The sequence below is a fragment of the Butyrivibrio sp. TB genome (assembly GCF_900110805.1).
Taxonomy (GTDB): Bacteria; Bacillota; Clostridia; order Lachnospirales; family Lachnospiraceae; genus Butyrivibrio; species Butyrivibrio fibrisolvens_C.
This window is the reverse complement of sequence record NZ_FOER01000001.1, coordinates 26,027-52,558: the sequence shown is the minus strand read 5'-3', so window position 1 is coordinate 52,558 and position 26,532 is coordinate 26,027. Positions and strand designations below refer to the sequence as shown.

The 26,532-nt window shown below is 40.1% G+C and carries 30 protein-coding genes; 2 read left to right on the top strand and 28 right to left on the bottom strand.

Translation table 11 applies throughout. The features are described from left to right. Positions 1–431: 431 nt before the first annotated feature. Positions 432–1,037, bottom strand: coding sequence for a dephospho-CoA kinase (gene coaE, locus BMX21_RS00285; protein WP_092039900.1), 606 nt, complete (start codon positions 1,035–1,037; stop codon positions 432–434). Between the two features lie 142 nt (positions 1,038–1,179). Then, the gene (polA, locus tag BMX21_RS00280; RefSeq protein WP_092039897.1) at positions 1,180–4,248 is read right to left on the bottom strand and encodes a DNA polymerase I; all 3,069 of its coding nucleotides are present in this window, start codon (positions 4,246–4,248) and stop codon (positions 1,180–1,182) included. A gap of 296 nt (positions 4,249–4,544) precedes the next feature. On the opposite strand from polA, the gene BMX21_RS00275 reads away from it, so the two are divergent. Then, the gene (locus tag BMX21_RS00275; protein ID WP_092039893.1) at positions 4,545–4,970 is read left to right on the top strand and encodes a hypothetical protein; all 426 of its coding nucleotides are present in this window, start codon (positions 4,545–4,547) and stop codon (positions 4,968–4,970) included. Between the two features lie 13 nt (positions 4,971–4,983). Continuing rightward, positions 4,984–5,220, top strand: a complete 237-nt coding sequence (locus tag BMX21_RS00270; RefSeq protein ID WP_051199583.1) for a zinc-ribbon domain-containing protein — start codon at positions 4,984–4,986, stop codon at positions 5,218–5,220. Positions 5,221–5,307: 87 nt separating this feature from the next. On the opposite strand, the gene BMX21_RS00265 is transcribed toward BMX21_RS00270, so the two are convergent. From BMX21_RS00265 to BMX21_RS00140, 26 genes are all read right to left on the bottom strand, one after another. After that, positions 5,308–6,618: an ABC transporter substrate-binding protein gene (locus tag BMX21_RS00265; protein ID WP_092039890.1), complete on the bottom strand. Its 1,311-nt coding sequence runs from the start codon at positions 6,616–6,618 to the stop codon at positions 5,308–5,310. A 16-nt stretch (positions 6,619–6,634) separates the two neighbouring features. Then, the gene (locus tag BMX21_RS00260) at positions 6,635–8,254 is read right to left on the bottom strand and encodes an ATP-binding protein (RefSeq protein WP_177173864.1); all 1,620 of its coding nucleotides are present in this window, start codon (positions 8,252–8,254) and stop codon (positions 6,635–6,637) included. A 193-nt stretch (positions 8,255–8,447) separates the two neighbouring features. Then, the gene (locus tag BMX21_RS00255; protein ID WP_092039882.1) at positions 8,448–9,860 is read right to left on the bottom strand and encodes an MATE family efflux transporter; all 1,413 of its coding nucleotides are present in this window, start codon (positions 9,858–9,860) and stop codon (positions 8,448–8,450) included. Between the two features lie 145 nt (positions 9,861–10,005). Then, the gene (locus tag BMX21_RS00250) at positions 10,006–11,037 is read right to left on the bottom strand and encodes a GNAT family N-acetyltransferase (protein ID WP_092039877.1); all 1,032 of its coding nucleotides are present in this window, start codon (positions 11,035–11,037) and stop codon (positions 10,006–10,008) included. A 69-nt stretch (positions 11,038–11,106) separates the two neighbouring features. Further along, complete coding sequence (locus tag BMX21_RS00245; protein ID WP_092039874.1) at positions 11,107–11,952, bottom strand: MFS transporter; 846 nt, start codon at positions 11,950–11,952, stop codon at positions 11,107–11,109. A gap of 215 nt (positions 11,953–12,167) precedes the next feature. Then, positions 12,168–12,947 carry a CPBP family intramembrane glutamic endopeptidase gene (locus BMX21_RS00240; RefSeq protein WP_177173863.1) on the bottom strand — a complete coding sequence of 260 codons (780 nt, stop codon included), beginning with the start codon at positions 12,945–12,947 and terminating at the stop codon, positions 12,168–12,170. Positions 12,948–13,055: 108 nt separating this feature from the next. After that, positions 13,056–13,574, bottom strand: a complete 519-nt coding sequence (locus tag BMX21_RS00235; RefSeq protein ID WP_092039865.1) for a GNAT family N-acetyltransferase — start codon at positions 13,572–13,574, stop codon at positions 13,056–13,058. A 72-nt stretch (positions 13,575–13,646) separates the two neighbouring features. Further along, a complete protein-coding gene (locus BMX21_RS00230) occupies positions 13,647–14,270 on the bottom strand; it encodes a GNAT family N-acetyltransferase (protein WP_092039861.1) in 624 nt (207 codons plus the stop codon). Positions 14,271–14,293: 23 nt separating this feature from the next. Further along, positions 14,294–14,905, bottom strand: a complete 612-nt coding sequence (locus tag BMX21_RS00225; protein ID WP_092039857.1) for a helix-turn-helix domain-containing protein — start codon at positions 14,903–14,905, stop codon at positions 14,294–14,296. Between the two features lie 16 nt (positions 14,906–14,921). Next, entirely contained in the window at positions 14,922–15,578 is a 657-nt protein-coding gene (locus BMX21_RS00220; RefSeq protein WP_092039852.1) for a phosphatase PAP2 family protein, read from the bottom strand. Positions 15,579–15,866: 288 nt separating this feature from the next. Further along, entirely contained in the window at positions 15,867–16,319 is a 453-nt protein-coding gene (locus BMX21_RS00215) for a GNAT family N-acetyltransferase (protein WP_092039848.1), read from the bottom strand. Positions 16,320–16,328: 9 nt separating this feature from the next. Next, positions 16,329–16,499 carry an ATP-binding protein gene (locus BMX21_RS00210; protein ID WP_177173862.1) on the bottom strand — a complete coding sequence of 57 codons (171 nt, stop codon included), beginning with the start codon at positions 16,497–16,499 and terminating at the stop codon, positions 16,329–16,331. A gap of 52 nt (positions 16,500–16,551) precedes the next feature. Beyond that, positions 16,552–16,983: a GNAT family N-acetyltransferase gene (locus BMX21_RS00205; RefSeq protein ID WP_092039840.1), complete on the bottom strand. Its 432-nt coding sequence runs from the start codon at positions 16,981–16,983 to the stop codon at positions 16,552–16,554. Between the two features lie 225 nt (positions 16,984–17,208). Next, the gene (locus BMX21_RS00195; RefSeq protein ID WP_092039834.1) at positions 17,209–17,820 is read right to left on the bottom strand and encodes an alpha/beta hydrolase; all 612 of its coding nucleotides are present in this window, start codon (positions 17,818–17,820) and stop codon (positions 17,209–17,211) included. Next, the gene (locus BMX21_RS00190; protein ID WP_242952841.1) at positions 17,813–18,445 is read right to left on the bottom strand and encodes an RpiB/LacA/LacB family sugar-phosphate isomerase; all 633 of its coding nucleotides are present in this window, start codon (positions 18,443–18,445) and stop codon (positions 17,813–17,815) included. The genes BMX21_RS00195 and BMX21_RS00190 overlap by 8 nt, the downstream gene beginning before the upstream one ends. A gap of 18 nt (positions 18,446–18,463) precedes the next feature. Further along, positions 18,464–18,829 carry an ACT domain-containing protein gene (locus BMX21_RS00185; protein ID WP_092039831.1) on the bottom strand — a complete coding sequence of 122 codons (366 nt, stop codon included), beginning with the start codon at positions 18,827–18,829 and terminating at the stop codon, positions 18,464–18,466. 36 nt (positions 18,830–18,865) lie between these two features. Continuing rightward, on the bottom strand, positions 18,866–19,840 hold the full coding sequence (locus BMX21_RS00180; RefSeq protein WP_092039828.1) for a phosphotransferase family protein: 975 nt from the start codon (positions 19,838–19,840) through the stop codon (positions 18,866–18,868). Between the two features lie 20 nt (positions 19,841–19,860). Beyond that, complete coding sequence (locus BMX21_RS00175) at positions 19,861–20,070, bottom strand: hypothetical protein (RefSeq protein WP_022755693.1); 210 nt, start codon at positions 20,068–20,070, stop codon at positions 19,861–19,863. A gap of 101 nt (positions 20,071–20,171) precedes the next feature. Next, positions 20,172–20,921 carry a LytR/AlgR family response regulator transcription factor gene (locus tag BMX21_RS00170; RefSeq protein WP_027204951.1) on the bottom strand — a complete coding sequence of 250 codons (750 nt, stop codon included), beginning with the start codon at positions 20,919–20,921 and terminating at the stop codon, positions 20,172–20,174. Positions 20,922–20,983: 62 nt separating this feature from the next. Next, the gene (locus tag BMX21_RS00165) at positions 20,984–21,319 is read right to left on the bottom strand and encodes a DUF3795 domain-containing protein (RefSeq protein WP_022755692.1); all 336 of its coding nucleotides are present in this window, start codon (positions 21,317–21,319) and stop codon (positions 20,984–20,986) included. A 59-nt stretch (positions 21,320–21,378) separates the two neighbouring features. Beyond that, entirely contained in the window at positions 21,379–22,002 is a 624-nt protein-coding gene (locus tag BMX21_RS00160) for a DUF998 domain-containing protein (protein WP_022755691.1), read from the bottom strand. Further along, positions 21,999–22,172, bottom strand: a complete 174-nt coding sequence (locus BMX21_RS19255; RefSeq protein WP_177173861.1) for a hypothetical protein — start codon at positions 22,170–22,172, stop codon at positions 21,999–22,001. Before BMX21_RS19255 ends, BMX21_RS00160 begins: the two co-directional genes overlap by 4 nt. 137 nt (positions 22,173–22,309) lie before the next feature. Continuing rightward, the gene (locus BMX21_RS00155; RefSeq protein WP_092039825.1) at positions 22,310–23,173 is read right to left on the bottom strand and encodes a GNAT family N-acetyltransferase; all 864 of its coding nucleotides are present in this window, start codon (positions 23,171–23,173) and stop codon (positions 22,310–22,312) included. A gap of 88 nt (positions 23,174–23,261) precedes the next feature. After that, positions 23,262–24,056, bottom strand: a complete 795-nt coding sequence (locus BMX21_RS00150) for a class I SAM-dependent methyltransferase (protein ID WP_177173860.1) — start codon at positions 24,054–24,056, stop codon at positions 23,262–23,264. Between the two features lie 85 nt (positions 24,057–24,141). Further along, a complete protein-coding gene (locus BMX21_RS00145; RefSeq protein WP_092039819.1) occupies positions 24,142–24,696 on the bottom strand; it encodes an NAD(P)H-dependent oxidoreductase in 555 nt (184 codons plus the stop codon). 541 nt (positions 24,697–25,237) lie between these two features. Continuing rightward, positions 25,238–26,530: a TFIIB-type zinc ribbon-containing protein gene (locus BMX21_RS00140; RefSeq protein ID WP_143057184.1), complete on the bottom strand. Its 1,293-nt coding sequence runs from the start codon at positions 26,528–26,530 to the stop codon at positions 25,238–25,240. Between the last annotated feature and the right edge of the window lie 2 nt (positions 26,531–26,532).

Genomic DNA, 26,532 nt, shown 5'->3' with positions numbered 1-26,532 from the left:
TATATCGGAGAGAATCAGCAAAAGATTAACTACTATCTAAAAAAAATCCCACACAGATACTAAATCCATGTAGGAAAGTCTAAGCGGTGCAATATCTTCAAGTATGATGTTAGTATATTTAATTCAAACTTCGCACTTGCCAAACATACGCCACCCTTTAAGGCAGCGCCGATGCGGATGGTTTATAATGCATTTTCATATCTTGAAGGTGTTATAATTCAGGGCATGATATCTGAATTTTTATATTCTAGGGTCTGAAACTCGCTTCGCTCAGACATGCAGACCCTAAGAAGAATATAAAAATCCATCTCTCATGCTCCTGAATTTTATAACACCTTCAAAAGATATGAAAATGCATTATAAACCATCCGCATCGGCGCTGCCTCAAAGGGTGGCGTATGTTTGGCAAGTGCGAAGTTTCAGTATTTAATCTATACTTCCAGATGCTTTCTTATCTGTCCGATAGCATGATCAAGGTCATTACTATTATCAACAACAAAATCACAGTTTTGCCTGAACACTTCTTCTGAAAGCTGCGCTTTTAAGATGCCATCTATCTTCTCGTCAGAGTAGCCTCTTGCCTTTTTAAGGCGCTGTCGTCTTACTTCTTCACTTGCAAAGATATACCACATCTCATCAACTATATCTTTGTATCCATTCTCTATTAATAGAGCTGCTTCTATAAAAAGATAATCAATTTCGCCCAAGGCTCTTTCTTGGTCGATTATATCAGCGATATATTTATTGGTTGCAGGATGAAGGATATCATTTACCTTTTGTAACAAAGTATCATCTTTAAATATAGCTGCTGCCATTTTCTTCTTGTCTATCTCGCCGTAGCTGCCGTCAGCATTTACTTCCAGGATGCCATCCCCAAGCAGGTCCACAAGGGCATCATAGGCCGGCATTCCTTTTTTCTTAACATCATTGGCAACATTGTCAGAGAAGATAACTTTGCAGTTACATATCTCCATAACCCTGGTAAGGAGGGCGCTTTTGCCTGCGCCAACTCCCCCGGTTACACCTATAATTTTCATAAATAACCTCATGTCGCGAGCAAAGTAAGTGACTAATGGTTCAAATTGATGGAGCTCGCGTCATCAATTCAGATTTGAAAATGGAACATTTTCAAACCTAATGCTTCTATTAATGATCTATTTTAAAATACGAAAAATACAATTATTTAGCTTCAAACCAGTCAGATCCTACACTGCACTCTGCAATAAGCGGTACCTTAAGGTCTGCTGCCTTCTGCATTTCTTCTGTAAGAAGACTCTTAACAACATCAACTTCATCAGGTGCTGTCTCTATAAGAAGTTCATCATGAATCTGAAGTATAAGCCTTGACTTAAGGTTCTCTTTTCTTAGTCTCATGAATACTCTTATCATAGCTACCTTCATGATATCTGCAGCTGTTCCCTGAATAGGCGCATTCATGGCAACGCGCTCACCGAACTGCCTGCGCATGAAGTTGGATTCCCTAAGTTCAGGTATAGGCCTTCTCCTTCCAAAGGTCGTGATACTATATCCATGATCCTTGGCATATGCAACAGAAGCTTCCTGATAAGCCTTAACTCCAGGGTATGTCTTGAAATACTCTTCCATATATCCCTTGGCTTCTTCGCGGCTTATACCAAGATCATTGGCAAGACCGAACACACTGATGCCGTATACGATTCCAAAGTTAACCGCCTTGGCATTACGTCTCTGAGTGTCAGTAACCTCTTCAAAAGGAGTATGGAATACCTTGGAAGCTGTTGCTCTGTGTATATCCTTGCCTGATCTGTAATCTTCAAGAAGTCCCTCATCAGCGCACATATCTGCAAGGATTCTAAGCTCTACCTGGCTGTAATCGGCATCTGCAAATACGTACCCGTCCTTGGGAACGAATACCTTACGAATAGCTCGTCCCAGTTCTGTACGCATAGGAATATTCTGAAGGTTAGGCTCAGAAGATGAGATTCTTCCTGTTGCAGTTATCGTCTGATTGAATACTGTATGGATCCTGTTGTCGGATTCGATATAGTCTGCAAGACCGTCTGCATAGGTACTCTTAAGCTTGGTAAGCGCTCTGTATTCAAGGATATCCTTGACAAAAGGGTGCTCCGGTGCAAGCTTATCAAGTACGTCAGCTGATGTAGAATATCCGGTCTTGGTCTTCTTGCCGCCTTCATATCCAAGCTTTTCAAAAAGTATAACTCCAAGCTGCTTGGGAGAATTAATATTGAACTCTTCTCCTGCCTCTTTATAAATATTGCGCTCAAGCTCAGCTATTCTTCCTGTGAGCTGATCTCCATACTCTTTAAGAGCATCGCGTCTGCAGATAATACCTTCTTTTTCCATAGAATATAAGACAAAAGAAAGCGGCATCTCAATATCATTCATAAGATCAAGCATCTTGGCATTCGCAAGCTTCTTCTCAATAATCGGCGCTGCGAGTAGTGATGTATTGGCAATTTCTGCAGCATACTCAACGATCTGTTTAAGAGCATCTTCCGGAAGGATCTGAGGCTCCAGAGCCTTCTTAGACTTCTTGGAAGACTTCTTGGCAGAATCATCATCAGCAGGCATAGGAATTCCAAGATCCAGTGTCATCTGCTGTGGAACCTCTATAAGTTCTTTAAGGCTGCTCTTACCAAAGCGCTCCTTATAGCTTCTCATCATCCTTCCAAGATGCTCTCCTGCTATATCTTCAGGAGTGTAGTCATCCTTTAAGGGATTAAGAAGGTAAGCGCCTATAAGTATATCAAAATCACCTTTTTCCTTCTTATGGTCAATTTCATATGGGGTAAAAAGATGGTAGGTATTCTTAATATCAAAAGTTGTAAGTCTGCAATCCTTGGACAGATCTTCAAGAACCTTACCTACGTATTCTAAAGTAAACTTCTCTGTATGCCTTAAGAAATATGCTTTGCCATTCTCGTAGGATATGCCAAGACCGATGAAATCATCAGGATCTTTGGAATCTTCTATGACGCTATAGCCTATAAATCTGTCATTATTACCTGCAGCATACTCTTTTGCTTTTCTTATAATATCTTCTGCTTCGTCAAATGAAGTAACTGATATAGCTTCTATCTGCTGCGGAACCTGTTTAAGGAGATTTATAATAATCTCATCCTGATTATCACCAGCTTCTTCTATATTACCGGTAGATGAAGACTTAGTATTTAAATTACTTGTATCAGCAACAGCCCCTGCAGATGCCTTATCAACAGATACTCCGTCCAAAGCTGCACCCTTAATAGCCTCTCCATTTGAAGCGATTCCATTAGGATCAGCTGCATTAGATGCTGCATTGGAAGCTGCATTAAAAGCTGCATCAACAGCATTCGTATTACCCGATTCTCCAACACTTGCAAAAGCCTTATCAACAACTTCCTGAGAGAACTTGGATAAGAGTCTCTTAAAGCCAAGTCTCTTATACTCTTTGTATGCATTTTCATTTAAATAGTTAACACGTTTTGCACTGTCCCATGGAAGTTCAAAGTCTGCATCCGTCTTGATAAGAGCCAGAGTATATGAAAGGTCGCAGCTTTCTTTATTGGCCTTAAGTGACTCTCTTATAGCATTCTTGGTGATCTCTTCTACATGCTCATAGATACCTGCTATAGAGCCATAAGTCTGCATGAGTTCCTTGGCAGTCTTAGGTCCAACTTTAGGAACTCCGGGGATATTATCAGATGAATCTCCCATAAGAGCCTTAAGTTCTACGAACTTCTCGGGAGTTACGCCCCATTCATCTATAACTTCCTGGGTGTGATACCTCTCTACAGTTGTCTGTCCGCCCTTAGTCTTAGGGTTAGCTATAAGGATATTGTCACTTGCTATCTGTAGAAGGTCTCTATCTCCTGATACAAGCGTTACGATCATACCCTGAGATTCTGCTCTTTTTGCAAGTGTTCCAAGGATATCATCTGCTTCAAGTCCCGGCTCTTCATAACGCCTTACGCCCATAGTATCAAGAACCTCTTTAAGAAGCGGCACCTGCTCATGGAGCTCTGCCGGCATAGGCTTACGGGTTCCCTTATACTCTTTGAATATATTATGTCTGAATGTAGGCGCACTTGTATCAAAGGCAACAACTACGTAGTCAGGATTCTCCTCATCAAGAAGTTTGAAGAAAATATTTAAAAAGCCAATAACCGCATTGGTATGAAGACCTTCGGAATTGGTCAGATCAGGCATACCATAAAAGGCCCTGTTAAGAATACTGTGTCCATCGACAAGTAAAAGTTTTGATGCCATATTAGTCCTCTTTCTATAAATATTACCGGAAGTTATATCCGATGATGAACAAGGTTGACGACGTGTTCACCTTTGATCTTAAATCAGCAAGTCGGAATGCTTATTCATCATGATCTTGCAATAATTCTGTGAATCTGCTTTGTATCTAACATTGTACCATAAAAATCTTTGACTTTTATACACAACGGTAACTCTTTATATAGTTTAATTGCTGGGATGACTAATACATGCTATAATACTTGTCTATGCCCAAAGGGGGCAATAGATTAGTAATAATAAGTTTTAGGAGGAGTAACATGCCAAAGTTTGAAAAAGTTTTTAACATGGACAAGGAGAAAAATGCTGCTGCCGTTTATAAAGCTCTCGAAAATGGCCGTGGCAAGGAGCTTCTAAGTTCATTCCTTGCAGAAGCACTAGGGGCCGGCGTTATGCATCTTGCAAAAGCCAATGTCGTGATCACTGCTAATTATGTCTGTCACTATGGAGACTTTAAAAAGTCCTTAGTAATCCTTCCGATCAAGGACATCACCAATGTCTACAGCTCCAATTGTTTTTACGGATCTTATGATTACAGCTTTAAGGCTGTAGCTGTTGAAACTGTAATGGGTGAAACATTCTATTTTTCAAAGTGCTCAAAGCAACAGAATGTAGCTGACTACAATACAGAGCTCGACACTCTGGCAAAGCGTTGCCGCATGAATGAAGGAAGTCTTATAGCTTAAGGAGAGAATATAAATGGTTATAATATATGGTTCAAAAAAGAAACTCAAATTAGATAAAGATCTTGGCAGATGTATATGCCCCAACTGTCACCACCAAGTAGAGCGTACGCTTGCAAGAGAAAAGACTTATGTAACTCTTTTTTATATCCCGGTACTGGGATGGACATCAAAGAAGTTCATACTCTGCCCATGCTGCGGAGATTCAGAAGTGCTTACTGGTTCCAAGTATAAAGAACTTAAGAATGCCTGATCGTATCTAAAAAACAAGAACCGGGTGCTGTAGATTTAATGATCACAGCTTGCCGGTTCTTTTTGTATAACCATTCATCGCTTCACATTATCGTATTGTTTCTTTAGATACTCTCTCAATCTGGGCAGCGGCTTCTTCAGGAGTTATTTTTCCTGTCGCAAGCTCTTTTAGTGCATCACATACAGCAAGACTCAGGTCTTCATACTTGATTCCTCTTGGCCCTGCAACATTGTTTTTTCCGTTTTCTACGATCACATCAAGATTCTTTTTTCCATCTTCACCAAGTCCCTGTACACTTAGTTCTAAATCTGCACGGGATGGCATATATTCCAGGTACTGATTGACCAAAAGATCCTGTCCTTCGTTTACTAGATAGTCCATAAAGCGAAAAGCTGCTTCCTTCTGTCTGGACTCCGGATTCAGGCAGAGGATCACATCCGGGTTTGCTGTCACAGGTGCTATTTTTCCATCGTCATTCCAATCAATAAGGAAAACATCATGGTCTGCACCCTCTTTATCAAAAACAGTCCTCGTTTTCTCATCGCTTACTGTGTACATGTTCATGGCCCAGGACCCGTTGGTGATCATGGGGATACTGCCCTCACGCTGGAACATGTCATTAACAGTATCGTAGATTGGCATTTTAACTGCTTTGTCCTGGAACACTCCGCTATCAAAGCAGTCCTGCCATATCTTAAAGGACTCTATTATAGGCTCTGACTCAAAGCTTGCCTCGCCTTCTATTGCATCATACAAGGCATCTTTGTCGCAATCCGCTGCAATTGACATCCACATATCAAGATTCATCCAGGAATCCTTGGCCCCGATTGAGAGTGGCATCTGTCCATTCTCGCGAAGTATCTGACAGGTTTTCTTCATTTCACGAAAGCTCTCCGGAACTTCGCATCCATACTGCCTTAGCATATTCACATCTGCCCACATATATCCCGCATAAGTCTGGCCAAGCGGAAGTCCATAAATCCTGCCATCGGAATCACTTACACGATCAAGACATGAATCAAGGAATTTATCCTGCCAGTCCTCTCCCCATTCTCTTTCACAAAAAGGAGTCAGATCTTCCTCGAAAATCCTGAAGGTATCAAAGGCAGAGCCTGCGCTTATTCCATATACGTCAGGGCCATCACCATCTATCAGTTCTACTCGCATATGTTCCTGATATGCAACTGATTTCGTAAAGACATATTTTACATGTATATCCGGATTTTCTTTTTCAAAAGAATCAATGATCTTGTATATAGGGCTATCCGGCCCATAATCTGCCGGATTCCAGGTCTGAAAGGTTATGGTCGTTTTCCCTTCCTGCTCTTTGGGTTCACAGCCGGAAAGAGCAGTTAAGCAAATGATCATAGTCAAAATACACAGAGCACTTCTTTTCATAAACGCTTTCCTCGCATCATCCTATTAACATGCGTACTTTAAACATATCGTTCCCAGCAATATATCTGATCTCGCTCCCTGTCTTTTTAGCAAAGTCAAGGACACTTCTGGTTCCGATTCCATGGTCATCCTCAGAGGCAACGGGGTGACCATCTTCATCAAGTTTTACTATCCCTTGGCAGGAATTTGATATCTCCAACAGAAGCTGCTGCTTATATTTGGCAGTAACTTCGATAAAACGCTCTGCTTCAGGTACCTTGTCGCATGCATGGATCGCATTCTCAAGCAAGTTGCTTATGGCAATAGCCAGTTGCATCTCATCAACGCCAACATTATGAGGAATATTCGTAGATACTTTTACCCTTATGTTATTTCTCTCTGCAATGGCTACATAATGCATAAGCGCTGCATTGACAGTAGTATTTTCGCAAAAGCTCCTGCTTCCCCGCGGCTCCTGAGACATACGTTCCTCAAGGCATTTTTTTGCCTCATCCACTTTCCCATCCTGTAAAAGAGATAAGATAAGTGCTTCAAAATGTCTCCTGTCATGGCGCATTGCCCTGTCCTGACTAAGGATCTCTTCTGTGGCATTCAGACGTTCTTTCATGCTGTTTGTGGCCATTTCCAAAATAGCCGCATCAGATTTTAACTGATACTCTCTCTGCTTAAGTACAGTTGAGTCAACCAGTGCATAAAGCTTTCCGATAACTTCTCCATCTGCCGAAAGCTCTTTTTCCTCAGGTGTATAATACTTATCGCCGATCTCAATGGTGTCGCCTCTTATGATTGCCTCTCTCAAGGTATTCACAACACTCATTGGTTCTCTGGTAATATCCGGATAAAGCTCTTTTGCATGTTCATTGTAGTACTGCAGCTTGTCGTCACAGTCAAGGGCAATAACTCCCTCTGATAACCTGTCCACAATATAATCTCTGGCCATATCTATTACGCCCAGAAGGTTATATCTGAATATGGCAATGAACATTGAAATAGTGATCGCAACATTTCCAAATACAGAAATATCAAAATAGTATGTGGCGAAGAATACATGCGCAATCTGGCATAGATAGAGTATTGCCGCAACAAGAAAGCCTCCGACAATGATAAAGACGCGTCTCCTGGCAATTTTACCCTTGTGGTCTTTTATAGATCTGAACAATATTACTAAAACGATGATAATAGCAACGGTCTGATACTGCATAAATGCCTTATGTACAATACCGTTTCTATGCAAAAGAACCGGAAACATACCGGTCTTGTCGTACCATATCTTGGAGTAAAACAGATCATGCTCCTGGAATGTAAAAATGATTGCATAGACAAACACATCAATTATAAGTAAAGATCTCACCAGGAGCTTGGGAATCAAAATGTGACACAGCTCAGCAGAGGCCATAATAAGGGAAAATACGATAAACACTCTTCCTATATATGAGAACTTCAGGGCCGCAATATAGCCATCTTCAGTTTTTGAAAGAAGTTCCAGAAGATAACCGGTATTACTGATCAGCATTGTGATGCAGTTCAAAAACAGATATGCATGAAGCTTATTTTTGAGCTTTCTAAAAACAATAATCCCCTCAAAAAGCATAGCAAATATGCTAAGTATTATCGCTGCTAAAAGAAATTCCCTCATAGTCATTTCTGCATCCTTTGTCCAAAAGTCTCTCTTAATTATACATGACTTTTCCCTTTACTAGCACAACAGTGCCAATATTCCGTATGATGCAAGTCCCAGGCTTGCCGCACAGCAGCTTGGTGCATCAATAAAGGAATCCGCAGGAGTACATAGGTACTGCAAACATCGCTAAAATTTCCCCTCCAATACTTTATAAAGCCTTCTGTACAAGTGGCTCTGACTGATGCTCACCTGCCAGATTATTAAGCCAGCGCTCTTTCTTCAGCCAGAAATGGAATATAAGAGTCCTTACAATGTCCAGAAGCTTTACGCAAAGGTACATCTGTACCGGCCCGATATCGGTATATCTTGCAAGCAGGAAAAGCATAGGAAGCATGACCGCTATTGTTATTCCGGCATCTGCATATGCGCCCATCTTCGTGTCGCCGCCGGATCTTGCGATGGCCTGCTGTGCGTTTACGAGTACCCATACAGGCATAAAGAATGCCATAAGTATTACCATACTCCTTGAAATTGCAATGGCGCTTGGACTTAGCTTTCCAAACACAACAGGAATGATAAGTGTTGTAGCAAATCCGACAAAAGTCATGGCAACACCAAATACGATAGCTCCTGATAAAAGCCATGTTTTCTCTCTGCGGGCTTTTTCAAGATTTCCCTCTCCCAGGGTCTTTCCGATTATTACTGTAGTTGCAGAGTAAATTCCTCCAAATGCTACAAAGAAAAGATTAGCTATGGCAAAGCTTGATGCCATTCCCGAAACCACATCTGCTCCGCCTCTTCCATTATAAATTGCCGTAGTCAAAGTTTCAGAAAGAACCCAGGTCATCTCGCAGAAAAGCATCAGAGCGCCTTTCTTTAGTATTTCCTTAAACAATCTTCCATCTACCATGAAATCTCTGTCAAAGCGAATTGCAAAATCAGGTCTGCTTCTGAAATAGATAACCAAAAATATAATAAACTCTAATGATCTCGCTATTACAGTAGCATAAGCAGCTCCCCGAACGCCCAATGCCGGAAATCCAAGATTTCCATAGATAAGAAGATAATTGAATACAGTATTTGTAAGAGTTGCTATTACTGTCACGGCAAGTGGTATTTTGACCTGCCCCATATCCCTGAGTGAACTTGCGATACTTACAGAGATTGTCATGGGAATTCCCACAACAGACATGATTCGTATATATTTTACTGCCTCATCAAGAATAAGCGGAGCCTGTGTATTACCAATAACCATAAGTGACAGTATTTCTCTTGGGTAGATAAGACACACCATAAGATATGGAATGAGCGCTACAAGTCCCGCAAGTAGTTTAAAAATAAACGCCTGTTGCATTCCGCCACGGTCTTTAGCACCAAAAAACTGCGTGAGGAATATTCCTCCGGTCATGCAGATTGTGTTAGTAAAGACCATAAACACAAAAAGCACCTGACCTGCAATATTTACACCAGACATTGATATATCACCAAGTCCTGAAACCATAAAATTATCAATAAGCGACACCATGCTCTGTATAAGCTGCTGAAGCATTATAGGTACTGCTATCGCCAGTACGTTTTTATAAAATTTTCCATCTCCAAAAATCGTATTCTTTTCTCTCATTATACTAATATCTCCTTGAATTAAATCCTTGTACCCATCATCTCCTGATCATCAATTTAACACCAAATAAAAAACAGGCCCTTTAGTTCACTTAATTGGACCTGTTTTACACTGATATTCAAATCAAGGTTCATTGCGCCGTCAGCTAATCCTTCTTCCAGAAAAAAGAATAATGATGTTTCTTCCTAAAGCCAAGCCTCTCATAGAATTCCATATCAGAAATGACGTAAGCTCTTTTAGCTCCAAGCTTTTTTGCTCTGCCCAGTGCTTCAAAGATAACAGCCTTCGCAACACCTTTTCCTCGATATGAGGGAATAGTGCAGACTGGCTCAACATAAGCATAGTCAGTTCCTGCCATATACCATAGCAGACAACACGCCACCATTTCTCCCTTTTCATTCACCGCAGCAACACCCAGATTCTTGTTAAAGTGTTTTCTGATTCTTGGAACAATTTCTTCTTCACGCTCAAATTCAGCTTTGTCCTCGCCATGGTCAAATCCTTGCCAAAAGAGCCACTGAAGTTCATAAGCATTTTCCACCGGATCCGGGCAAAAGAACCTTATGCCACTTGGAAGCTGTGCCCTGAGATCATCGTCCAGGCTTTTCTCCATAATGGTCTCCTGCTGATCCACAATTGTAAATCCAAGATGCTTTACAATCTCTGCTTCATCAGTATTTTCATCGCAGATAGCCAGTCCAAACCCGGAATCATCCTTTAGTTCTTTGCATGCATATTCCACAGCCGAAGAATATAGATCATTATACTCCGGAAGCACTCCGCAAAAGCCCTCGCCAAAATACATATCGTAAATTGCAGCACCAACAATTTTGTCATTCACTGTCCAAAGACCAATGGAATTCTTTAAGCTCTTATCAAATTCCGGATGCTCAATCATCCATTCAAGCCTTGCCCAGTTCCAGTTAATGTGACTATCATCGTTTTTATTTAATGCAATTAGAAAATCACACAATGCTTCATACTCGTCATCTGTGTAGTTCTTGAATTTTATATCAGTTCTCATTTTTAACCTCATGTCACGAGCCAAGCGAGTGACTAATGGTTCAAATTGGTGGAGCTCGTGACACCAATTTGGTTTTGAAAATGGAACATTTTCAAACTTTGATCCTCTCCTCAAATAGCTAATACTTCTTTTTCCCAATAATATATTTATCATAGAACAAAAAACAGCTCCAAATTTACACTCATTTGGAGCTGTTTTACACTGAAATTCAAATCCAGAGTCTTACTCAGTATATCTATATTTTTTCATGATCTGACCGGAGATTATACAGATGGCTGTTCCTGTCACACCAAGAATGAACATCATCATTGCGGCGCCTGAACCCTTACCGCTTCCGAAAAGAAAAGTCCAGAACGGATCATTACTTTTCAATGCCATAAACGGTTCGCAGATCTTGTCTACAAAGAGCCCGCCAAGGAAAAGTCCGATTGGAATAGTAAAGAACTGCAGAGTATTTCTGCAAGCATATACTCTTCCCTGAAGCTCTATTGGAATGACATTGCGCATTATTACATTCTGGTTGGCTGCCATGAGTGGAACAAACACCCATCCTATTATCTGGCCTATGCACCATAAAACAGAGCTTCTTGCAAAGGCCAGTAAAAAGTTCTCTATCCCCAGCGCAAAAAGCATCGTGAGATATATGACTCTTACCCTGTCCTTGGGCTTTGGCAGGATCATTGGAAGGAAACTTCCTGCTACCATGGCCAGTCCTGAGCATGCTGTTACGATCCCGTAAACATTGTTACCTTTTTGAGGTATAACAAGGGCCGGAAGTACAGCATCAAAGGCTGAAGCAGTGAGGTTAACCCCCGCCATAAACAGTATTACAGTAAGTATGAGCGGAGTTTCTTTTAGGAACTTTAGCCCCTCTTTAGCCAGTTTGATCACGTTTTTGTCCTTACTTGTTCCGTCCTTGATCTCAGTTAGTTTTATAAAGAACAATAATGCCACAAATGCCATGGCAAAAGACAGAAGATCTACCGCAATAACCGTATCAAGGCCTGCCAGTCCATAAAGTGCTGCAGCTATCAGCGGATTGCCAATTGAAATAAGCGAACGGGACAATTGCTGAAAGCCACTGGTCTTCTATCGAATTTATCTGTTATTGCACTTCCAAGCTGTGATAAGCTCTGTGTGATCCAGATTATGTAAAAATCTCTTAATTCCTTTATTCTGTTTTTCATTGTTTTTTATCCTCCATACAAATATTTTTATCTGCATGGAGCATATACACTGCAATTGATCATGTCCTTCCTCCTTCTTGTTATTTTAAACGAATATCATTCTTTTGACATCACATTCTTTTTCCAACATATCAGCGCAATAATCACTATGTATATTGCTGACAGTACAACATAAAACCAGATATCAACCTGTAAGAAACAATACAGGAAATTAAAGCAAAAGTGTATTACTATGCCATAGATCAGATTGTCATTCTTTTCCATGAAAAGATTCATGATAAAGCAAAGTCCCGTCATTACGATGACGTTGGACAGAACGTATGGTATCATCTGGATTCCCATATAATCTGAATCCACAAACCACAGTATGGTATGCCAGAATGCCCATATAACTCCCTGTATCACCGATGCTGTAAAAAAGCTGTATTTTGCATTAAGGTATGGGCGAAGATAACCTCTCCAGCCTGACTCTTCTCCTGTTGGCCCCGTTGTGATTGAGAATAAAAATGACGCCCAGAACGGGTAGGATCCAAGATTCCAGTACTCACCAAATGCCTTCCCCTGGAGCAATGATAAGATCATTACCGTAACGATAGTCGCACCAAGAGTTATAATAGCTGCAACGATCAGCGTTACTATGTTTACCTTTCCACCAAAAGCTTTTTTGTAAAAGTCAGCAATCCTACGGTCAAGACAAAAATACTTAAAGCCTATAAGCAGCACAATCGTAGGTGCCCACGCGCAGATATTAGATAAAATCCTCATTACAACCGGAGGGCAGTGAAATACCATGCTTGCTGTCCCGCATAATCCCAGCACCATGAGCCAAAACACAAAATAGCTTAATCCTATGTACCATTTTACACGTTTTTCCATATGATTGTTATGTCTCCTTCCGATCATCACTTTATCACCAAACAAAAAACAGCCCCGAGATTACACTCATTTAGGGCTGTTTTTCACTTATTTCTATCGACGGTCCAATTAGTATGGTGTGATCATACATTCCATCTGAAGATCATATGGCTCATCTTCCACACAGGAAGGAATAGGGTCAGAACTGAGGCGGAAACCCATAGCGGAGTAGAAGTTTATCGTTTCCTCAGATGAACAACAGGATGCATACAAGGCATGCGCTCCTCTCTTTAGGGCTTCATGTCTGGCAGCTTCAAGCAAAGATCTGCCAATTCCGCGACGACGGTAATCCGTAGACACATGGAAGCTATCTATGATGAGTCGCCCTTTATTTAGCTGAGGGATCAGCATAAGCTCTCCAACCACACATTTTTCCTCAAACGCACAGTATGTCACATATTTCCCACTGAGAATATCATCAGCTTTTTGCAGGCGGCGTGCAAGATCCCAATCCTCTGTGAAGGGATTGTAAACCAATATCATTTTCCCTTCATGCACACGGTATACATTCTTCACTTCCTGATATCGCTGAAAGCCTTTCAGTGAATCGCGTGTGAAGTTATGTTTGTCAACAAGCATAATTTCCATATAATATTATTCCTTCCATTCAGATCTCAATAAATCCTTATTCTATCTGTTTCCATCTTAATTCTCCAATTGTTAATCAAAAATCTGTCCGGGAAGCTTTAATTTTTCCTTTGGTGGGAATGCCTTGTCAAACTCTTCGACATCTGAGTCTTCAACATAGTATCCCTTAGGCGTCTGATACACTCCTGTGATACCATCAAGATATCCCGGAATCAGCTCTCTGCACAGGAAAAATGACGCATCTGCGACTTCCGGAAGATCATGATATCTGATTCCAAACTTGCTTGCATAGTCAAATCCGCAGTGACTGTAGAATCCGATATTTCCTTCAAAAAGAACTGCTCCAAATCCCATCTCTGTAGCCTTTTCAAGGGAATAATCCAAGATAGCCTTACCATAGCCTTTTCTCTTTAATTCCGGTGTGATTCCTATAGGTCCCATGGTAAGCACATCTATAGTTCTTCCATCATCTGCCTCAATAACAGTTTTCATGAACATGTTCTGCCCGATCAGCTTCCCATCCTGTTCCATAACAAAGTCAAGCTCAGAGATAAATGCCGGATCATCTCTGAGCACATGAATTACATAGTGCTCACTGCACCCGGGACGATAAACGTTCCAAAATGACTCTCTTACTAAGTTTTCAACGTCTCTATAATCTTTCTTTTCTTCTAATCTAATTGTGTAATTACTCATATTTTTCCCTCAATTTCTTATCCTTATGCTTTTTCCCGTCTATAAAATAACATTCCCTTTATGGTCGTCAAAATAAAGGCAACAGATGTGGCATAAGCAGCCCTTGTGATTGCCAGAACAAGTACAGTTATTACACTTATCCCCATAGACAATGCTATCATTACCCGTTTTGGTCTTTCGAGGTTAAAACGGTTTAAGATCACTATGACCATTCCTATCGCCACAAGTGTTAAAAACAGCACCCAGTAAATCACCTTGATACTGGCTGAAACATCGCAGTATTCTAGCATGCTCACAGCAAAAACCGTTCCATCTGCCGTATGCGGAAACAACGGAAGGAATATCAGTCCGCACACCATAAGATCAACCAGTCCCAAAAGATAATCCAATACTCTGTGAATATTTGCCCTGTTCTCTTTTTCTGCAATAGTTACAAGTTTTTCACTTGAAAGAAGCTCGTCTATTGAAACAGAGAAATACTTAGATATCTCTTTTAACGAATCTATACTAGGATAACCTCTTCCAGACTCCCACTTTGAAATAGCTGTTCTAGAGACAAACAAATCCTCTGCAAGTTCCTCCTGCGTCATTCCTTTGCCGTTTCTCAGTTCCAATAGCTTTTCGCCAAATTCCATAAAAGATATCTCCTTTTTAGGATTCACTTATGCATGATAGAACGAAACCCTTGTACAAATAATACAAGCCAATGCTTAACAGTACTGAGCCTATGATATCCGTAAACCAATGGACTCCGGATAACAGCCTTCCCACAACCATAAAAAGCGAAAATAAAACTGCTAAGACGTTAATAATCTTCTTTGCCTGATCATTATTCAGCCTCCGGGAAGTCTGCTCAATCAGTGTCGGCATAACACTAAGTACAAGTAACGTAGTAGATGAAGGATATGATGCCTCCATAACACCTTCTATAGGAATTGGCCTGTAGTTTATAGGTATCATCTCAAAAATCAGATATGCAAAAATGACAATAATATAATAGATGCCAAGAATTAAGATATCCTTATCCACTTTGAGCAGGCTCTTTCTGCTTATTAGTTGTATAAAGCCAACACATCCAAATATCATACATATAATTATTGGTACCAGCCCAAGCCAATCAGTGATTGTATAAAGGGTCATATTGACTCCGGTCAATGCATGAAATTCGATATTAAAATCAGCAAATCCTATGTCTGTTCCATTCTGCCCAACCGGCTGAACATCGATTGTCATAATAAGCACTGTCCATAAAACAAACATTGCGATCAAGATGCAGCCAATTAGTAAACTCTTCTTTTTTGTTTTCATTTTTGGATCCTCTCTTTTAAAAAATATTTCCTTCCGGCTTCTTCAAAGTAGCAAAGGTCATGAAAAAATAAAAGAATCGTTCAGTAACATTGGCGATACGCTTCGTGTCATCCGCATGGATACTGCTTTAGCCTCTGAACATTTATATGTAGTAGTGACCATACTTTATCATAGCAAAAGAAAACAGACTCAAATCACACTGATTTAGGTCTGTTTTTCACTGATTTAATAGAATTTATAATAATTCAATTCTGATCAAACTGTACTGGCCCTTTTTTATAACTAATATCAGTGTCCTACATGTTTTGAATAAAACACAAACTCCTTATCGCGCTTTATTTCTTTATAGCCAAGCTTAGTATAAAAACTATTTGTCCTGACATTCCAAATAGGAGTATCCAGTGTATACTCTCTTACTTCTGGAAACATATTCTCCACTTCCTGCATGATAAAGAGCCCATACCCTTTTCGAAAATGCTCCGGTGCAACGAATATCCTGCCAACGTTTAAAACGTCTTTTTCCAAAAAAAGGATTGCTCCGCCAACAATGAGTCCATCATCTGTCAATTTATACAGATACCCCTGCCGCGCCATTTTCGTATGAAATTGTAATGACATATATCCGGGAGGTCCTCCCGGTGATTCCGCACCGATCAGTACATCACTGTCAAATGCGCGCTTCGATATTCCATTCAATGAAAGCGCATCAGAAGTACTTGCCTTTAATAACTGTAAACTCATATAGACTCCTTAACTGACCAACATTCTGACTTTGAAGGTCTTTTCTTCAGCTATATATCTTATCTCGCTATCAGTTTTATTTATGAAATTCAGAACACTTCTGGTTCCTATTCCATGATCTTCCCTATCGTGATTGCTATCGATAAAATATCTACCAGTATCATCATCTCGGAATTCCACTTCAATTTGAAAGTTCCTTCATATAAAGACTTTGTTATGATACAGCCACCCATTATTCGCAATACATACATATTGTTCCATTTGATAACTTAAATCCGTTTTTTTCGTAAAACTTAGCCGCTGGTGCATACTCGCTTGTATAAAGAACAATGCCTGCAAGTCCTTTTTCTTTACTGTAATTTTTGACCGCATTTAATAGTTGTTTACCTATTCCATGCCCTTGTCGTTCGGGAAGTACCGCCATCTCATTAATGTATATCTCTTCTTTGCTTCCGGAAATTTTACAAAGTGCGAATATACAACCTAACACTTCATCATTTTCTTCATAAACATATCCAACAAATCTTTTCTGTTCAAAAAAATCGCGAAGATATTCTGTTGCATTTTCTGCATTCCAATCTATTCCCCAATGTTCCATGGGGAATGCTTTTGCATAAATCATGCCACATTGTGCTAAGTCAATGTTCTTCATAACTCTAATCATTTTGTTGTCCCACCATCAAGTTCTAATTTGTCTTAGCCTATCATCAAAAATTCTATATTACCATTGCTGAATAGTTTTCATATTGCTGAAAACCAAATTTTTCATAAAATGGTATTGTTTTCGGGTCTGGAGGCATTACTTTTATATATAATTTGATCAGCTATCAATCACTCATCCTTAGTGTCCTTTAAGCTCCCATCAGAAGCCATATGAATGAACGTCTCTTCATCTGCATGATTGCATCCAATCATTCAAAAAGCGAATTTGCTCGTCCGTATGAACCCAATGCTCTCCGCCCTCCATAACAGTAAGCGTTGCATTAATCCTATTAGCAAATTTTGTTATAGTATCCAAATCCTGCAAATTATCAAGGCTACCATATAAAACGTCTGTCGGCACATTCCATTTCACAGGATTCGATCTTACATACTGCAAATATTCCCAAGACAAATCATCACCAAAATCTACAGGAATAATTTTCTTTTCCTGAAGTTCTGTTTCTGTTGTGCCAGCCCAGGCAATCATGTTTAAAATCAGTTTTTCCATATCAACTATTGGAGATACAAAATATGCATGACTAATGTATTCATCACAATTTGCAACCATGGAAAAGTATGCACCTATGCTATTGGCGATTAATGTAATACTCTCATAGCAATTTGCCATTTCCTCTATTTTCGCTTTAAATTCTTTCTTTGCATCCCATGGATTATCAGACTTGTAGTCAAACCCATAAAACTCATGCTCTGAGAAAAATTTATGGTAGTTTTCAATTTCATTTGCATTTCCACCCTTGCCATGAACATAAATCACAAGGGATTTCTTATTCTCATTCATTGTAGTCTCTCCTTAATTTTCCACATTCTTTTACAAACTCGATCACATCATTCTTTTTATTTATTTTCTCAATTATTGATTCGTCTAATAAAGCCAATAAGTCTTCAAACTGAATCTGTGAAAGACTTCTTATTTCTTTAAGTTTCTCGGTGTCTTTCAGCTTTCTTGCAGCTTCACTCTTTGGATATCCCTGTCCAAATGGCTCAGAGAAGAGAGCTTCTATTGTCTTTTCAAAGTTATCTTCGCCTGCCCAGGTATAGTCTTCGCCTAGCGGAAGTGAAATAGCATTACCATTGTTGATCTGTGCAAACAGATAAGAGTCCTTTGGCGTAGGCGCATATCCACATATCACTCCAGGCATACTGTTGCACGCCAGCATCATTCCCTGTCCGGATGAACAACCGGTAACAACAAAGTCAACTGCGCCGCTTGCAAGTAATATACCAACAAGAACCGAAACATCTATATAGGAGTACTTTTCCTGCTCATCTAAAGTACAGCCAAAGTTTATGACTTCAGCATCTTTAGGGGCATATTTTTTGACAGTATTAAAAATAAGCTCATTTTTTTCAGCCTGAGAGCTCGCTTGAATTATTCCTATTCTCATTGCAACATTCTTCAGCATCTGCACATCGAGTCCCCCCTAAACCAATGTATACCCGGCATTTGTTAATGCGGTAAGCGCCTTTGAATAATTTTCCTCTTTTACCAAAATGTAGTCTGTATTGTATGTAGATACAGCAAATATCCCAATTCCATTATCTGCAAGGATTCCTGATAGCTTAGAAAGAATACCTACAAGTGAGAAATCCAGTACACCCTGTATTCTAAATCCCTTCCAGCCATCATCACGTTCAACTATATTCTCAGGAACTTCCTCTGTTTTACACACCAGGGATATTTCCTCATCAGTCTTACCGATAAAATAGAATTCCTTGCTAATGTCGATGTCATCAATCGACTTCAGCTTACATATGGTCAGCTTATGACTTAACTCTTTGATCTCCATACTTACATTCTCCTTGTAACGATCCATGCGCAATATTTACAGAAGACTAAAAGCCATGTCATACATTTCTCTGGCATCATTGGTATTTCTTATATAGTTTGGCTCATCCGGCTCATATCTGACGTATTTTTCAACTTCTTCAATAAGGGCCAGGTAACAAACTGCCAATGCATATCTAACTTCAGTCTCTTCAGAAAGAGCCATCCTTTCTGTCGCAGTCTCGTTGTAAATATCCAGCTCTTTCTGTTTGGCTGAAAGTGGTGCTTTTTGTCCTGCACCCAGAGTAATAAAATCAGCTACCGGATCACCCCAAAAGCCTCGCTCAGGATCAATCCAGCAGATCTTGCCATCATGATAAAGGACATTACTGTCCCAAAGATCAAAATTCACCATTCGGCAAGGTACACTCTTAAGGAGCTCTGCATGTTTATCAATATATGAAATAAACTTCTCCCCATCAGGGGTCTCGTATCCAAGAGCCTTACAATCCTTAACAAGATTACCTGCCATGGACTTTAGCGCATCATACCATGTATCGTGAAGTCCGGATTGTATGTAGCCAAATCTGTCATTTTTGATCCTGTGTATCTTGGCAAGCATTTCTATTTTCTGCCTCTGAACTTTTTCATATTCATTATCCGAGAAGTTTACTGCCCACAAGGGCACTCCTTCCATCATCTGCATGATGAAGCAGTTACTCTTTACGATGCTTTTGGAAAAATCAGACACATATACTTCCGGGCAAAGAATATCTGTGTTCTCATGCATCATCCTATACCAGAACACTTCTGATTCCATCATGTTTTTCTCATATGAAAGAACCGTCGCGTCTTCCGGAGGTGCTATCTTGAGGGCAAAACTCTTTCCGTCATCAAGCATTACCTTATATGCAGAATTGAACTCTCCATTACCAAGTGGTGCTATATCTGACACATTCCCAAGTTTATGGAATGCGAAAAGCTCCTTTATTTCTTCTAGGGTTGCTTCATATTTCGTTTTACTCTTGATCATTATTCAGCCCTTTCTCTTTTCTAATCAATTATTTTATTTGGCCATTTACAGATTCCCACCTCAAGAGCTCTTTCTTCCTTCAGATGAAAATCTGCATATTTACAGTACCAGCAGCCCTTTAGACTTGGAATTGCATCCTCTCTTGGAGTATATGCAGGACAGATATCCTCCGGCCATACACTTCCATCTCTCTTGGGAACATCATAATTGTTTGTTTTGTTATCTATCATTAGCAACTCTCCTTACAATGAAGTTCTGCTCTCGGCATTTAAGCCTCGCCAGAACAAGGTAGTACACTAAGCTCGAAAAAAGCTCGCTAAGTGATTACCTTTTACAGCCTATAATCCATGTAGCTATCCATAACTTCAGAATATCTGCTCTTTGTAACAGGTATCTGTTCCCCACCTCGAAGCGTAATATCTATCTTAGTCAATTTATCAATTGCTGCTATGTTCACAGCTATAGATTCATGGCATCTTACAAAATCTTTGCCGGAATGATTCTCTGAAAGATATTCTGCAAATCCTATCCTTAAGGTTGGTGTTGATATGATTTCGCCATTATCCATGTGATATGAAACCACATGGTTGCGATATTCTATATAAAGTATGTCGCTAAGATGCAGTGTCTGCATACCACCCTTGATCTTTATGCAAACGCTTTTATCACTATCAATGTCCACGCGAGAGATAGCCAGATCAAGAGTTGAAAAGAACTTTTCTTTCTCTATTGGCTTCAAAATATAATTTATGGGATTTACATCAAAAGACTCCAATGCATATGAGCTTTCAGAAGTTGCAAAAATAATCTGAGCATCGGGCTGATTCCACCGAAGTTCTCTGGCAGCCTGTATTCCTGTAACCATTGGCATAACTATATCCAAAATGTAAATATGAGGTCTATAATGCTCGCACTCCTCTATAAGTGTGTCCGGATGATCAAACACTTTGACCTGCGCTTTTATTGATTTTTTCTTCAAATAATCCTGAAGAAGAACATGTACCTTTTCCCGATCAGACTTGTCATCGTCACATATAGCTATACGTAATTCAGAATTCTCAATAAAGTCCTTGTTTTCCATAAATCCCCCTGTCATAGCGTGAATATCTTTTACTACAACACATTATATCAAAGTCCTGAGCTTTATTTACCCTCAAGTCTACGCTTGGCATCAGGATTATTACTGATTATTTCAGAAAGCTTGGAACATGATGTCATTTCAGTGCAGTCTCCGCAAGTAACAACCTTCATGCCCAATGCACATTGCCTGATCTGACACAAAGACTGGCAAAAAGGCGTCTTCACTCCTGTAAGCCTGCAGCCTACGCAATTTATCATTTCGGGGGTTATCTCTACTCCATTAAGCTTGGACCATTCTTTCGCTACTTTTGCTCTTAGATCGTTGTCATCATTAACTGTTGCTATACGCGCTTCACACTGTTCACAGTCAAGTCCGCAAAATGCGATATAATCTGTCATGGTTAATCTCCTTTTCCATATATGTTTTGCACTTACTTTATGCAATTTAATGAAGCAAATCAGTCAAAACTCTTTCCAAATTTCCCAAGTAGCAAAAAAGTCCCCAGAACTGCATTGAAAGTCACTGCTGAAAAGGTGCTGAATCTCTCAAATAACCCGAATACTGCCTTTGGCATAATTCCTGTTCCGATAGGTCCTAGAAGCATCGCTGCAAGACATACGCATGACCAGATAAAAAGAGATTTCATCCCCTCTTTCTTTGCTCCGATCATTGATAGTATCAGCGCTGCCAGAGAAAATATCACCACAAGAGCAGTTACTATAAGGTGCATCACATTCTGAGGGTGACTACTGTCAGCATCTGCCACCCAAGGAAAAAGTTTATAACCAACATCCGAAATCCATTCCATAGCAGCAAAGAAATATATTCCAAATCTCAAGAGCTTAGTCTTAAGATTCCGGGATGCCACGCAAACGGCCATAACAGAAACCAGTCCGCACGGTCCATACAAGGCATTCAGCCGTCCGGCAAGCTCTGCAGACGGAGCTCCGGCAGCACTTAATTCACTAACCGCCATGCTGAGCCAGTCATATCCCGGATAGACAAGGGGCGAAAACACGACCATAGCCGTATATGATAGCAGACTGATTATTCCGCATATACCAAGCTTTGTTAATTTCATAATGTGTCTCCTGTTCTGGGTTTTGTCTTAAGAGTCTTTTCTCTGTCTTCCAATCTAAACTCATCCGAATATTCAGCTCCATCCATTAGCTGTTCAAGCTTGGTGGTACTGATTCCACATTTTGTCAGCGCTTCAATGACATATTTAAACTCATATTCTTTATCCTGCATGTCGAATCCATAGAATCGTATATCCTGTCCTTTCCATCACTATATCCTCCATTTCAAAAATACATTACCACAGCAAAAAACAGACCCTATCAGTTACACTGATAAAGGTCTGTTTTACACTTAATTTTCGTTGCGAATCATGCATGCGTTATAGCTTGCATCATGTATTCTTCATTGTAATTTTCCTCAAAGAACTTTCCTTGTACGAAGAATGTAGTATCTTCCTCATGAAGCTCGCTTTTTTCAAAACCATCGGTGTCCTTCGGAGTAAAGCAAAGAACAGCTTTCTTTACCTGAGATCCAAATGCCCTGATCACCTCATCTACTGCCCCATTCCCGATGATGGTATGTAAGATAAGTGTATCGTCCTCCATTTCAGCAACAGCATAACTGCTACACTCCTCAATATAGAACATGTTTTCCGTCATAAACTGTGACAGATAGAACATATATAGTCCGGGATTTCCTACCATATACAACTGTGCGTTCTGATTATTTGTATCGAGTATCTTAGCCGCCCTGTCAAAATCAGTCTTATTCGTCAGCGGAATATTTTGGACTTTGCATTTACCGGATATGGTCACTTCTTTTGAATACTGATATTCTTTTGCTTCTTTAAATCCAAATTTCGGATAAAACTCAAGTACAGAATCATTGGCGAAAAGGTAAATTCCATCAGCTTTTCCGTCATAGTCTTTTATAACCTCTTTCATCAAAGCTCCGGCATACCCTTTTCCTCTGTGGTCAATGTCCGTCATGATTGTTCCAAGCTGTATCAGCTTTACAATTTTACCCTTATAATTCATATTACAGGCGTTTACTGAAACATTTGATACAACATCTCCATCTATCACCACAGAATATGGAATGTAGTTGTCCTGCCAAAATCCGTTCTGGTACCAGTTCTCGAAATTAAGCCCAAAGGTCTTTTCAGCCAGTCTGTTGAATGATGCTCTAAGCGCATCATTATTTCTGTAATTCTTTTCTATACAATAATTCATAATTTCATTCTCTCTGAATATTATTCAGGGACGAGAGCTAATAAGCTTCGTGATACCACCCTAATTCACTCATATCTCGCGATATGGATTATTTCGCGCCGCGAGCTACAAAAGTGCCATATTCCTTCTGCAGGTTGATGGCGCCGTCTTCTTCATGAAGTTTCAGCATCTTAAGAATCTCATCTCTTTCCATAGTGCCGATGCTGTGAAGAGCCTTGAGACTCTGAAGGTAATCTGCAAGGTCATCAATATTAGTTACATGGAGTGAATCCTCGTAGCGGCGCACTTCTATATCGGCAAATTCTCTGCCCAGAACTTCGCCTCCGTTCTGGAGGGTGAAGAGGTGGTTAGGATCATAGCTTTCGCCGAAAAGTCCAAACCACTCAGCAATGATGTCGTTGAAATTGTGCTCGCCGTATGTAGCACTGTAGAAGATGCCGTCGTTTTTAAGGACTCTTCGTATCTCGCTGACAGCTTTATTTATGTCAGGCACGTGATAGAGCATCATGTTGGCGATTACTATATCAAAAGAATTATCTTCAAAAGGTATATTCTGGACGTCGATCTGTTTGTATTCTACGTTATCACGCTCTCCAACGTTATTTTTGGCAGTATCGAGCATGCCTTCTGAAAAGTCAGAAAGGACAAGCTTATCGCACTTTGCAATGAGGTCGTCATGTCCGGTCCACATGCTGCCTGTGCCGGTGCCAAGTTCTAGAACTTTCATGCCTTCTTTTATCTCATAATTTGATACAAGCCAGGGGCCAAAGCCCATCTTGTTGGTTGAATACATATTGTGGAAGTTTAATCTGATATCAAGGCTTTTGGATGATGCGTACTGAGCTTTTACTGCGTCGCGGTCGTTGCTGCTTCCCATTTTCATACTAATAATCTCCTTATGTCTATTCATTATCGCTAATGTCACTCAGATGACAATCATAAGTCTAATGTATGCCCCAAGGGCAAAGTCAAATATTAATTTTATCTATACACTCGTTAACTATCGCCTCAACATCCGCGCCTACTACATCGAGTCCAACAGCCTGAATCTTCTCGCAATCTTTTATTCCATAAAAATTCTGGGCGAGAGCTTTTATATAGCCATATCCAAATTCTTCCGGAACATATGCACCGCCTGCTGTTGTGACATAGTAGAGCTTATCAGCTTTGCAAAGAGGCTTGGGGTAGCCTTCGTCTGTGTATTCGAAGGTTATACCAAGTACGTTGATATGCTCGATGTACTGTTTAAGTGATGCTGGGAATGATAAGTCATAATATGGTGCGGCAATTACGATCTTATCTGCCTTTGCGAAGTTCTTGGCAAGGTCGAAATACTCGTCTGTGAAGTCGCCTCTTGCTATGCAATCATCTCTATAAGCAAGAAATTTTTCATCTGTCTTAGGTAAAGAGATGTCTTCAAGTTTTACTTCTAAAACTTCGCCATCCAGCTTTTCAAGAAGATTATCAGCAATTCTTTTGGTCCTTGAATTTTCTTTTACGCAAGCGTTAATAAGTAGAATCATTATGCACCTCCGTCAGCAAAAACATATATACATCATCGATTTTCTAATATACATTTTATGAATATTATTAAAGCCGTTAGAAACATTGATATCGCCCATACAGCACTTAATGTTCCAACTAACGTAGTCTTTCCAAATCCCTCGAAGATTGTAGAAAGAAGTGAATATATTCCTGTATTAGATGATGAATTCACAGATCTGCTTATTTCATAAAACTGAATATTATGGTTCAATGCCCTTTGCATTTGAACTAACCGGAACATAAAGAATACTTTCTTCCCCGGCAGGTGTTTGGCATTTAATTCTGCCGTCCTGAAAATAAGCTGCCCCTCCTTTGGCTATCTCAAATCCTTCTCTGTCCAGACATACCGAATTTACAAGACATACATCATGGCCAAAACGCACAGACTGTTCAGCATAATTATTTGGGAATACTATATCGATATATCTTTGATGATACTATATCCGAACACTGAAAAAAAGAGACTTTCTGAAGAATAATCCTCAGAAAGCCTCTACTTTTCTTAATCTTTTTAAATTACTACTGCTTTGGCTTTTCCTTCTTCTCAGTCTTGCTATACATAAAGATATCAACAGCTTTACCTTTTTTGTAAGAAGAATCATTCATGTATCTTGCGGCAGCTCTGCTCTTTTGAACATTGCTCATACCGCCTTTTAAAATGGATACATAAATAAATCCAATGATGGCTGATATCACAAGATCGATAACAGCTCCTTTTATTGTTATGCCACTTTTTCCAAATAAGAGGATCAAAAGAAGTATTATGGCAAAAGAAACTGCGATGCCGATAACGAATCTAAGCCAGTAAAGACCTTTATCTACAGGAAGGCTTCCAACCATTTCTCCTGTCTGTCCGTTTATTCCGAAGGTGTAAGAGGTGCCTTCATATTTGGTGGTCATCATCCATACAGGTAGCATGGCATATTCAGCTTTGGCATCAGTCAGATTTATATTTTCTGCTTTGGCATCAACTGTATCATAACCTGATACCTGCTCGCGCATCTTATCTCTGAAGGTGTTTTTTACACGCTCATTAGCCCTTGGTCTGGCATCGTTCTCGGCAATGTCATATCTGTCTGCAAGGTAGCCGCTAAAATAGGCAGCATCATACTTCACAGCTTTAGTCATGTCAAAAGGCTCTAAAGATTCCATAACGGTGGCATCCATCTTGCTTGAAGCATCAACCGGGATTTTCTCAAAGGTCATCTCTCCGCTTCTTCTGACTCTGTAGAAATCCTTCTTCTCATATGTGTATCTGGCATCTTCTCTAGTTGATTTCTTCACACCTTCAAAAGTCACAGTACCATCTGCCTTGCAGCTGTAAAGCCAAAAGGGAACATAAAGTCCTGTGATATTTTCGATCCTGTTACCTGATGTAAATGATTTTGGCAGTAGCTTTTTGCCTTTGACAAAGTCCTTAAGCTTTCCTTTGGCACTTTCCTTATCAACAGAAAAAGGCACAACATAATCCGGCTTATAAAGTCCTGAGAAAGACTCAGGTATTATCGCCTGATTGCCGCAATATGGGCATTCTGTAGCTGCTGTGTTATCATCAGCCACCATCTCGGCGCTACATGATGGACAGCGGTAGCCTTTTACTTTACCATTTTCATCCTGTATAAGGAGCTGCTCTGTTGTAGTCCAGGTCATGCTTGATGATGCAGCGTCCTGCTCCTCAGCTTCCTGAGCTGCCTTGGCCTGCTCTATGGAAAAACTGGCATCGCAGTATTCGCAGGTCATCTCTTCAGTCTTGCCGCTAAAAGTAAGCTTTGCGCCACAACATGGACATTTAAAATTAAGTACATCTCCCATAG

Excerpts from the sequence above, each read along its gene's own strand:
- coaE (WP_092039900.1), bottom strand. The coding sequence starts at position 1,037 with ATGAAAATTATAGGTGTAACCGGGGGAGTTGGCGCAGGCAAAAGCGCC.
- polA (WP_092039897.1), bottom strand. The coding sequence starts at position 4,248 with ATGGCATCAAAACTTTTACTTGTCGATGGACACAGTATTCTTAACAGG.
- BMX21_RS00275 (WP_092039893.1), top strand. The coding sequence starts at position 4,545 with ATGCCAAAGTTTGAAAAAGTTTTTAACATGGACAAGGAGAAAAATGCT.
- BMX21_RS00270 (WP_051199583.1), top strand. The coding sequence starts at position 4,984 with ATGGTTATAATATATGGTTCAAAAAAGAAACTCAAATTAGATAAAGAT.
- BMX21_RS00265 (WP_092039890.1), bottom strand. The coding sequence starts at position 6,618 with ATGAAAAGAAGTGCTCTGTGTATTTTGACTATGATCATTTGCTTAACT.
- BMX21_RS00260 (WP_177173864.1), bottom strand. The coding sequence starts at position 8,254 with ATGAGGGAATTTCTTTTAGCAGCGATAATACTTAGCATATTTGCTATG.
- BMX21_RS00255 (WP_092039882.1), bottom strand. The coding sequence starts at position 9,860 with ATGAGAGAAAAGAATACGATTTTTGGAGATGGAAAATTTTATAAAAAC.
- BMX21_RS00250 (WP_092039877.1), bottom strand. The coding sequence starts at position 11,037 with ATGATAAATATATTATTGGGAAAAAGAAGTATTAGCTATTTGAGGAGA.
- BMX21_RS00240 (WP_177173863.1), bottom strand. The coding sequence starts at position 12,947 with ATGGAAAAACGTGTAAAATGGTACATAGGATTAAGCTATTTTGTGTTT.
- BMX21_RS00235 (WP_092039865.1), bottom strand. The coding sequence starts at position 13,574 with ATGGAAATTATGCTTGTTGACAAACATAACTTCACACGCGATTCACTG.
- BMX21_RS00230 (WP_092039861.1), bottom strand. The coding sequence starts at position 14,270 with ATGAGTAATTACACAATTAGATTAGAAGAAAAGAAAGATTATAGAGAC.
- BMX21_RS00225 (WP_092039857.1), bottom strand. The coding sequence starts at position 14,905 with ATGGAATTTGGCGAAAAGCTATTGGAACTGAGAAACGGCAAAGGAATG.
- BMX21_RS00220 (WP_092039852.1), bottom strand. The coding sequence starts at position 15,578 with ATGAAAACAAAAAAGAAGAGTTTACTAATTGGCTGCATCTTGATCGCA.
- BMX21_RS00215 (WP_092039848.1), bottom strand. The coding sequence starts at position 16,319 with ATGAGTTTACAGTTATTAAAGGCAAGTACTTCTGATGCGCTTTCATTG.
- BMX21_RS00205 (WP_092039840.1), bottom strand. The coding sequence starts at position 16,983 with ATGATTAGAGTTATGAAGAACATTGACTTAGCACAATGTGGCATGATT.
- BMX21_RS00195 (WP_092039834.1), bottom strand. The coding sequence starts at position 17,820 with ATGAATGAGAATAAGAAATCCCTTGTGATTTATGTTCATGGCAAGGGT.
- BMX21_RS00190 (WP_242952841.1), bottom strand. The coding sequence starts at position 18,445 with ATGCTGAAGAATGTTGCAATGAGAATAGGAATAATTCAAGCGAGCTCT.
- BMX21_RS00185 (WP_092039831.1), bottom strand. The coding sequence starts at position 18,829 with ATGGAGATCAAAGAGTTAAGTCATAAGCTGACCATATGTAAGCTGAAG.
- BMX21_RS00180 (WP_092039828.1), bottom strand. The coding sequence starts at position 19,840 with ATGATCAAGAGTAAAACGAAATATGAAGCAACCCTAGAAGAAATAAAG.
- BMX21_RS00175 (WP_022755693.1), bottom strand. The coding sequence starts at position 20,070 with ATGATAGATAACAAAACAAACAATTATGATGTTCCCAAGAGAGATGGA.
- BMX21_RS00170 (WP_027204951.1), bottom strand. The coding sequence starts at position 20,921 with ATGGAAAACAAGGACTTTATTGAGAATTCTGAATTACGTATAGCTATA.
- BMX21_RS00165 (WP_022755692.1), bottom strand. The coding sequence starts at position 21,319 with ATGACAGATTATATCGCATTTTGCGGACTTGACTGTGAACAGTGTGAA.
- BMX21_RS00160 (WP_022755691.1), bottom strand. The coding sequence starts at position 22,002 with ATGAAATTAACAAAGCTTGGTATATGCGGAATAATCAGTCTGCTATCA.
- BMX21_RS19255 (WP_177173861.1), bottom strand. The coding sequence starts at position 22,172 with ATGCAGGATAAAGAATATGAGTTTAAATATGTCATTGAAGCGCTGACA.
- BMX21_RS00155 (WP_092039825.1), bottom strand. The coding sequence starts at position 23,173 with ATGAATTATTGTATAGAAAAGAATTACAGAAATAATGATGCGCTTAGA.
- BMX21_RS00150 (WP_177173860.1), bottom strand. The coding sequence starts at position 24,056 with ATGAAAATGGGAAGCAGCAACGACCGCGACGCAGTAAAAGCTCAGTAC.
- BMX21_RS00145 (WP_092039819.1), bottom strand. The coding sequence starts at position 24,696 with ATGATTCTACTTATTAACGCTTGCGTAAAAGAAAATTCAAGGACCAAA.
- BMX21_RS00140 (WP_143057184.1), bottom strand. The coding sequence starts at position 26,530 with ATGGGAGATGTACTTAATTTTAAATGTCCATGTTGTGGCGCAAAGCTT.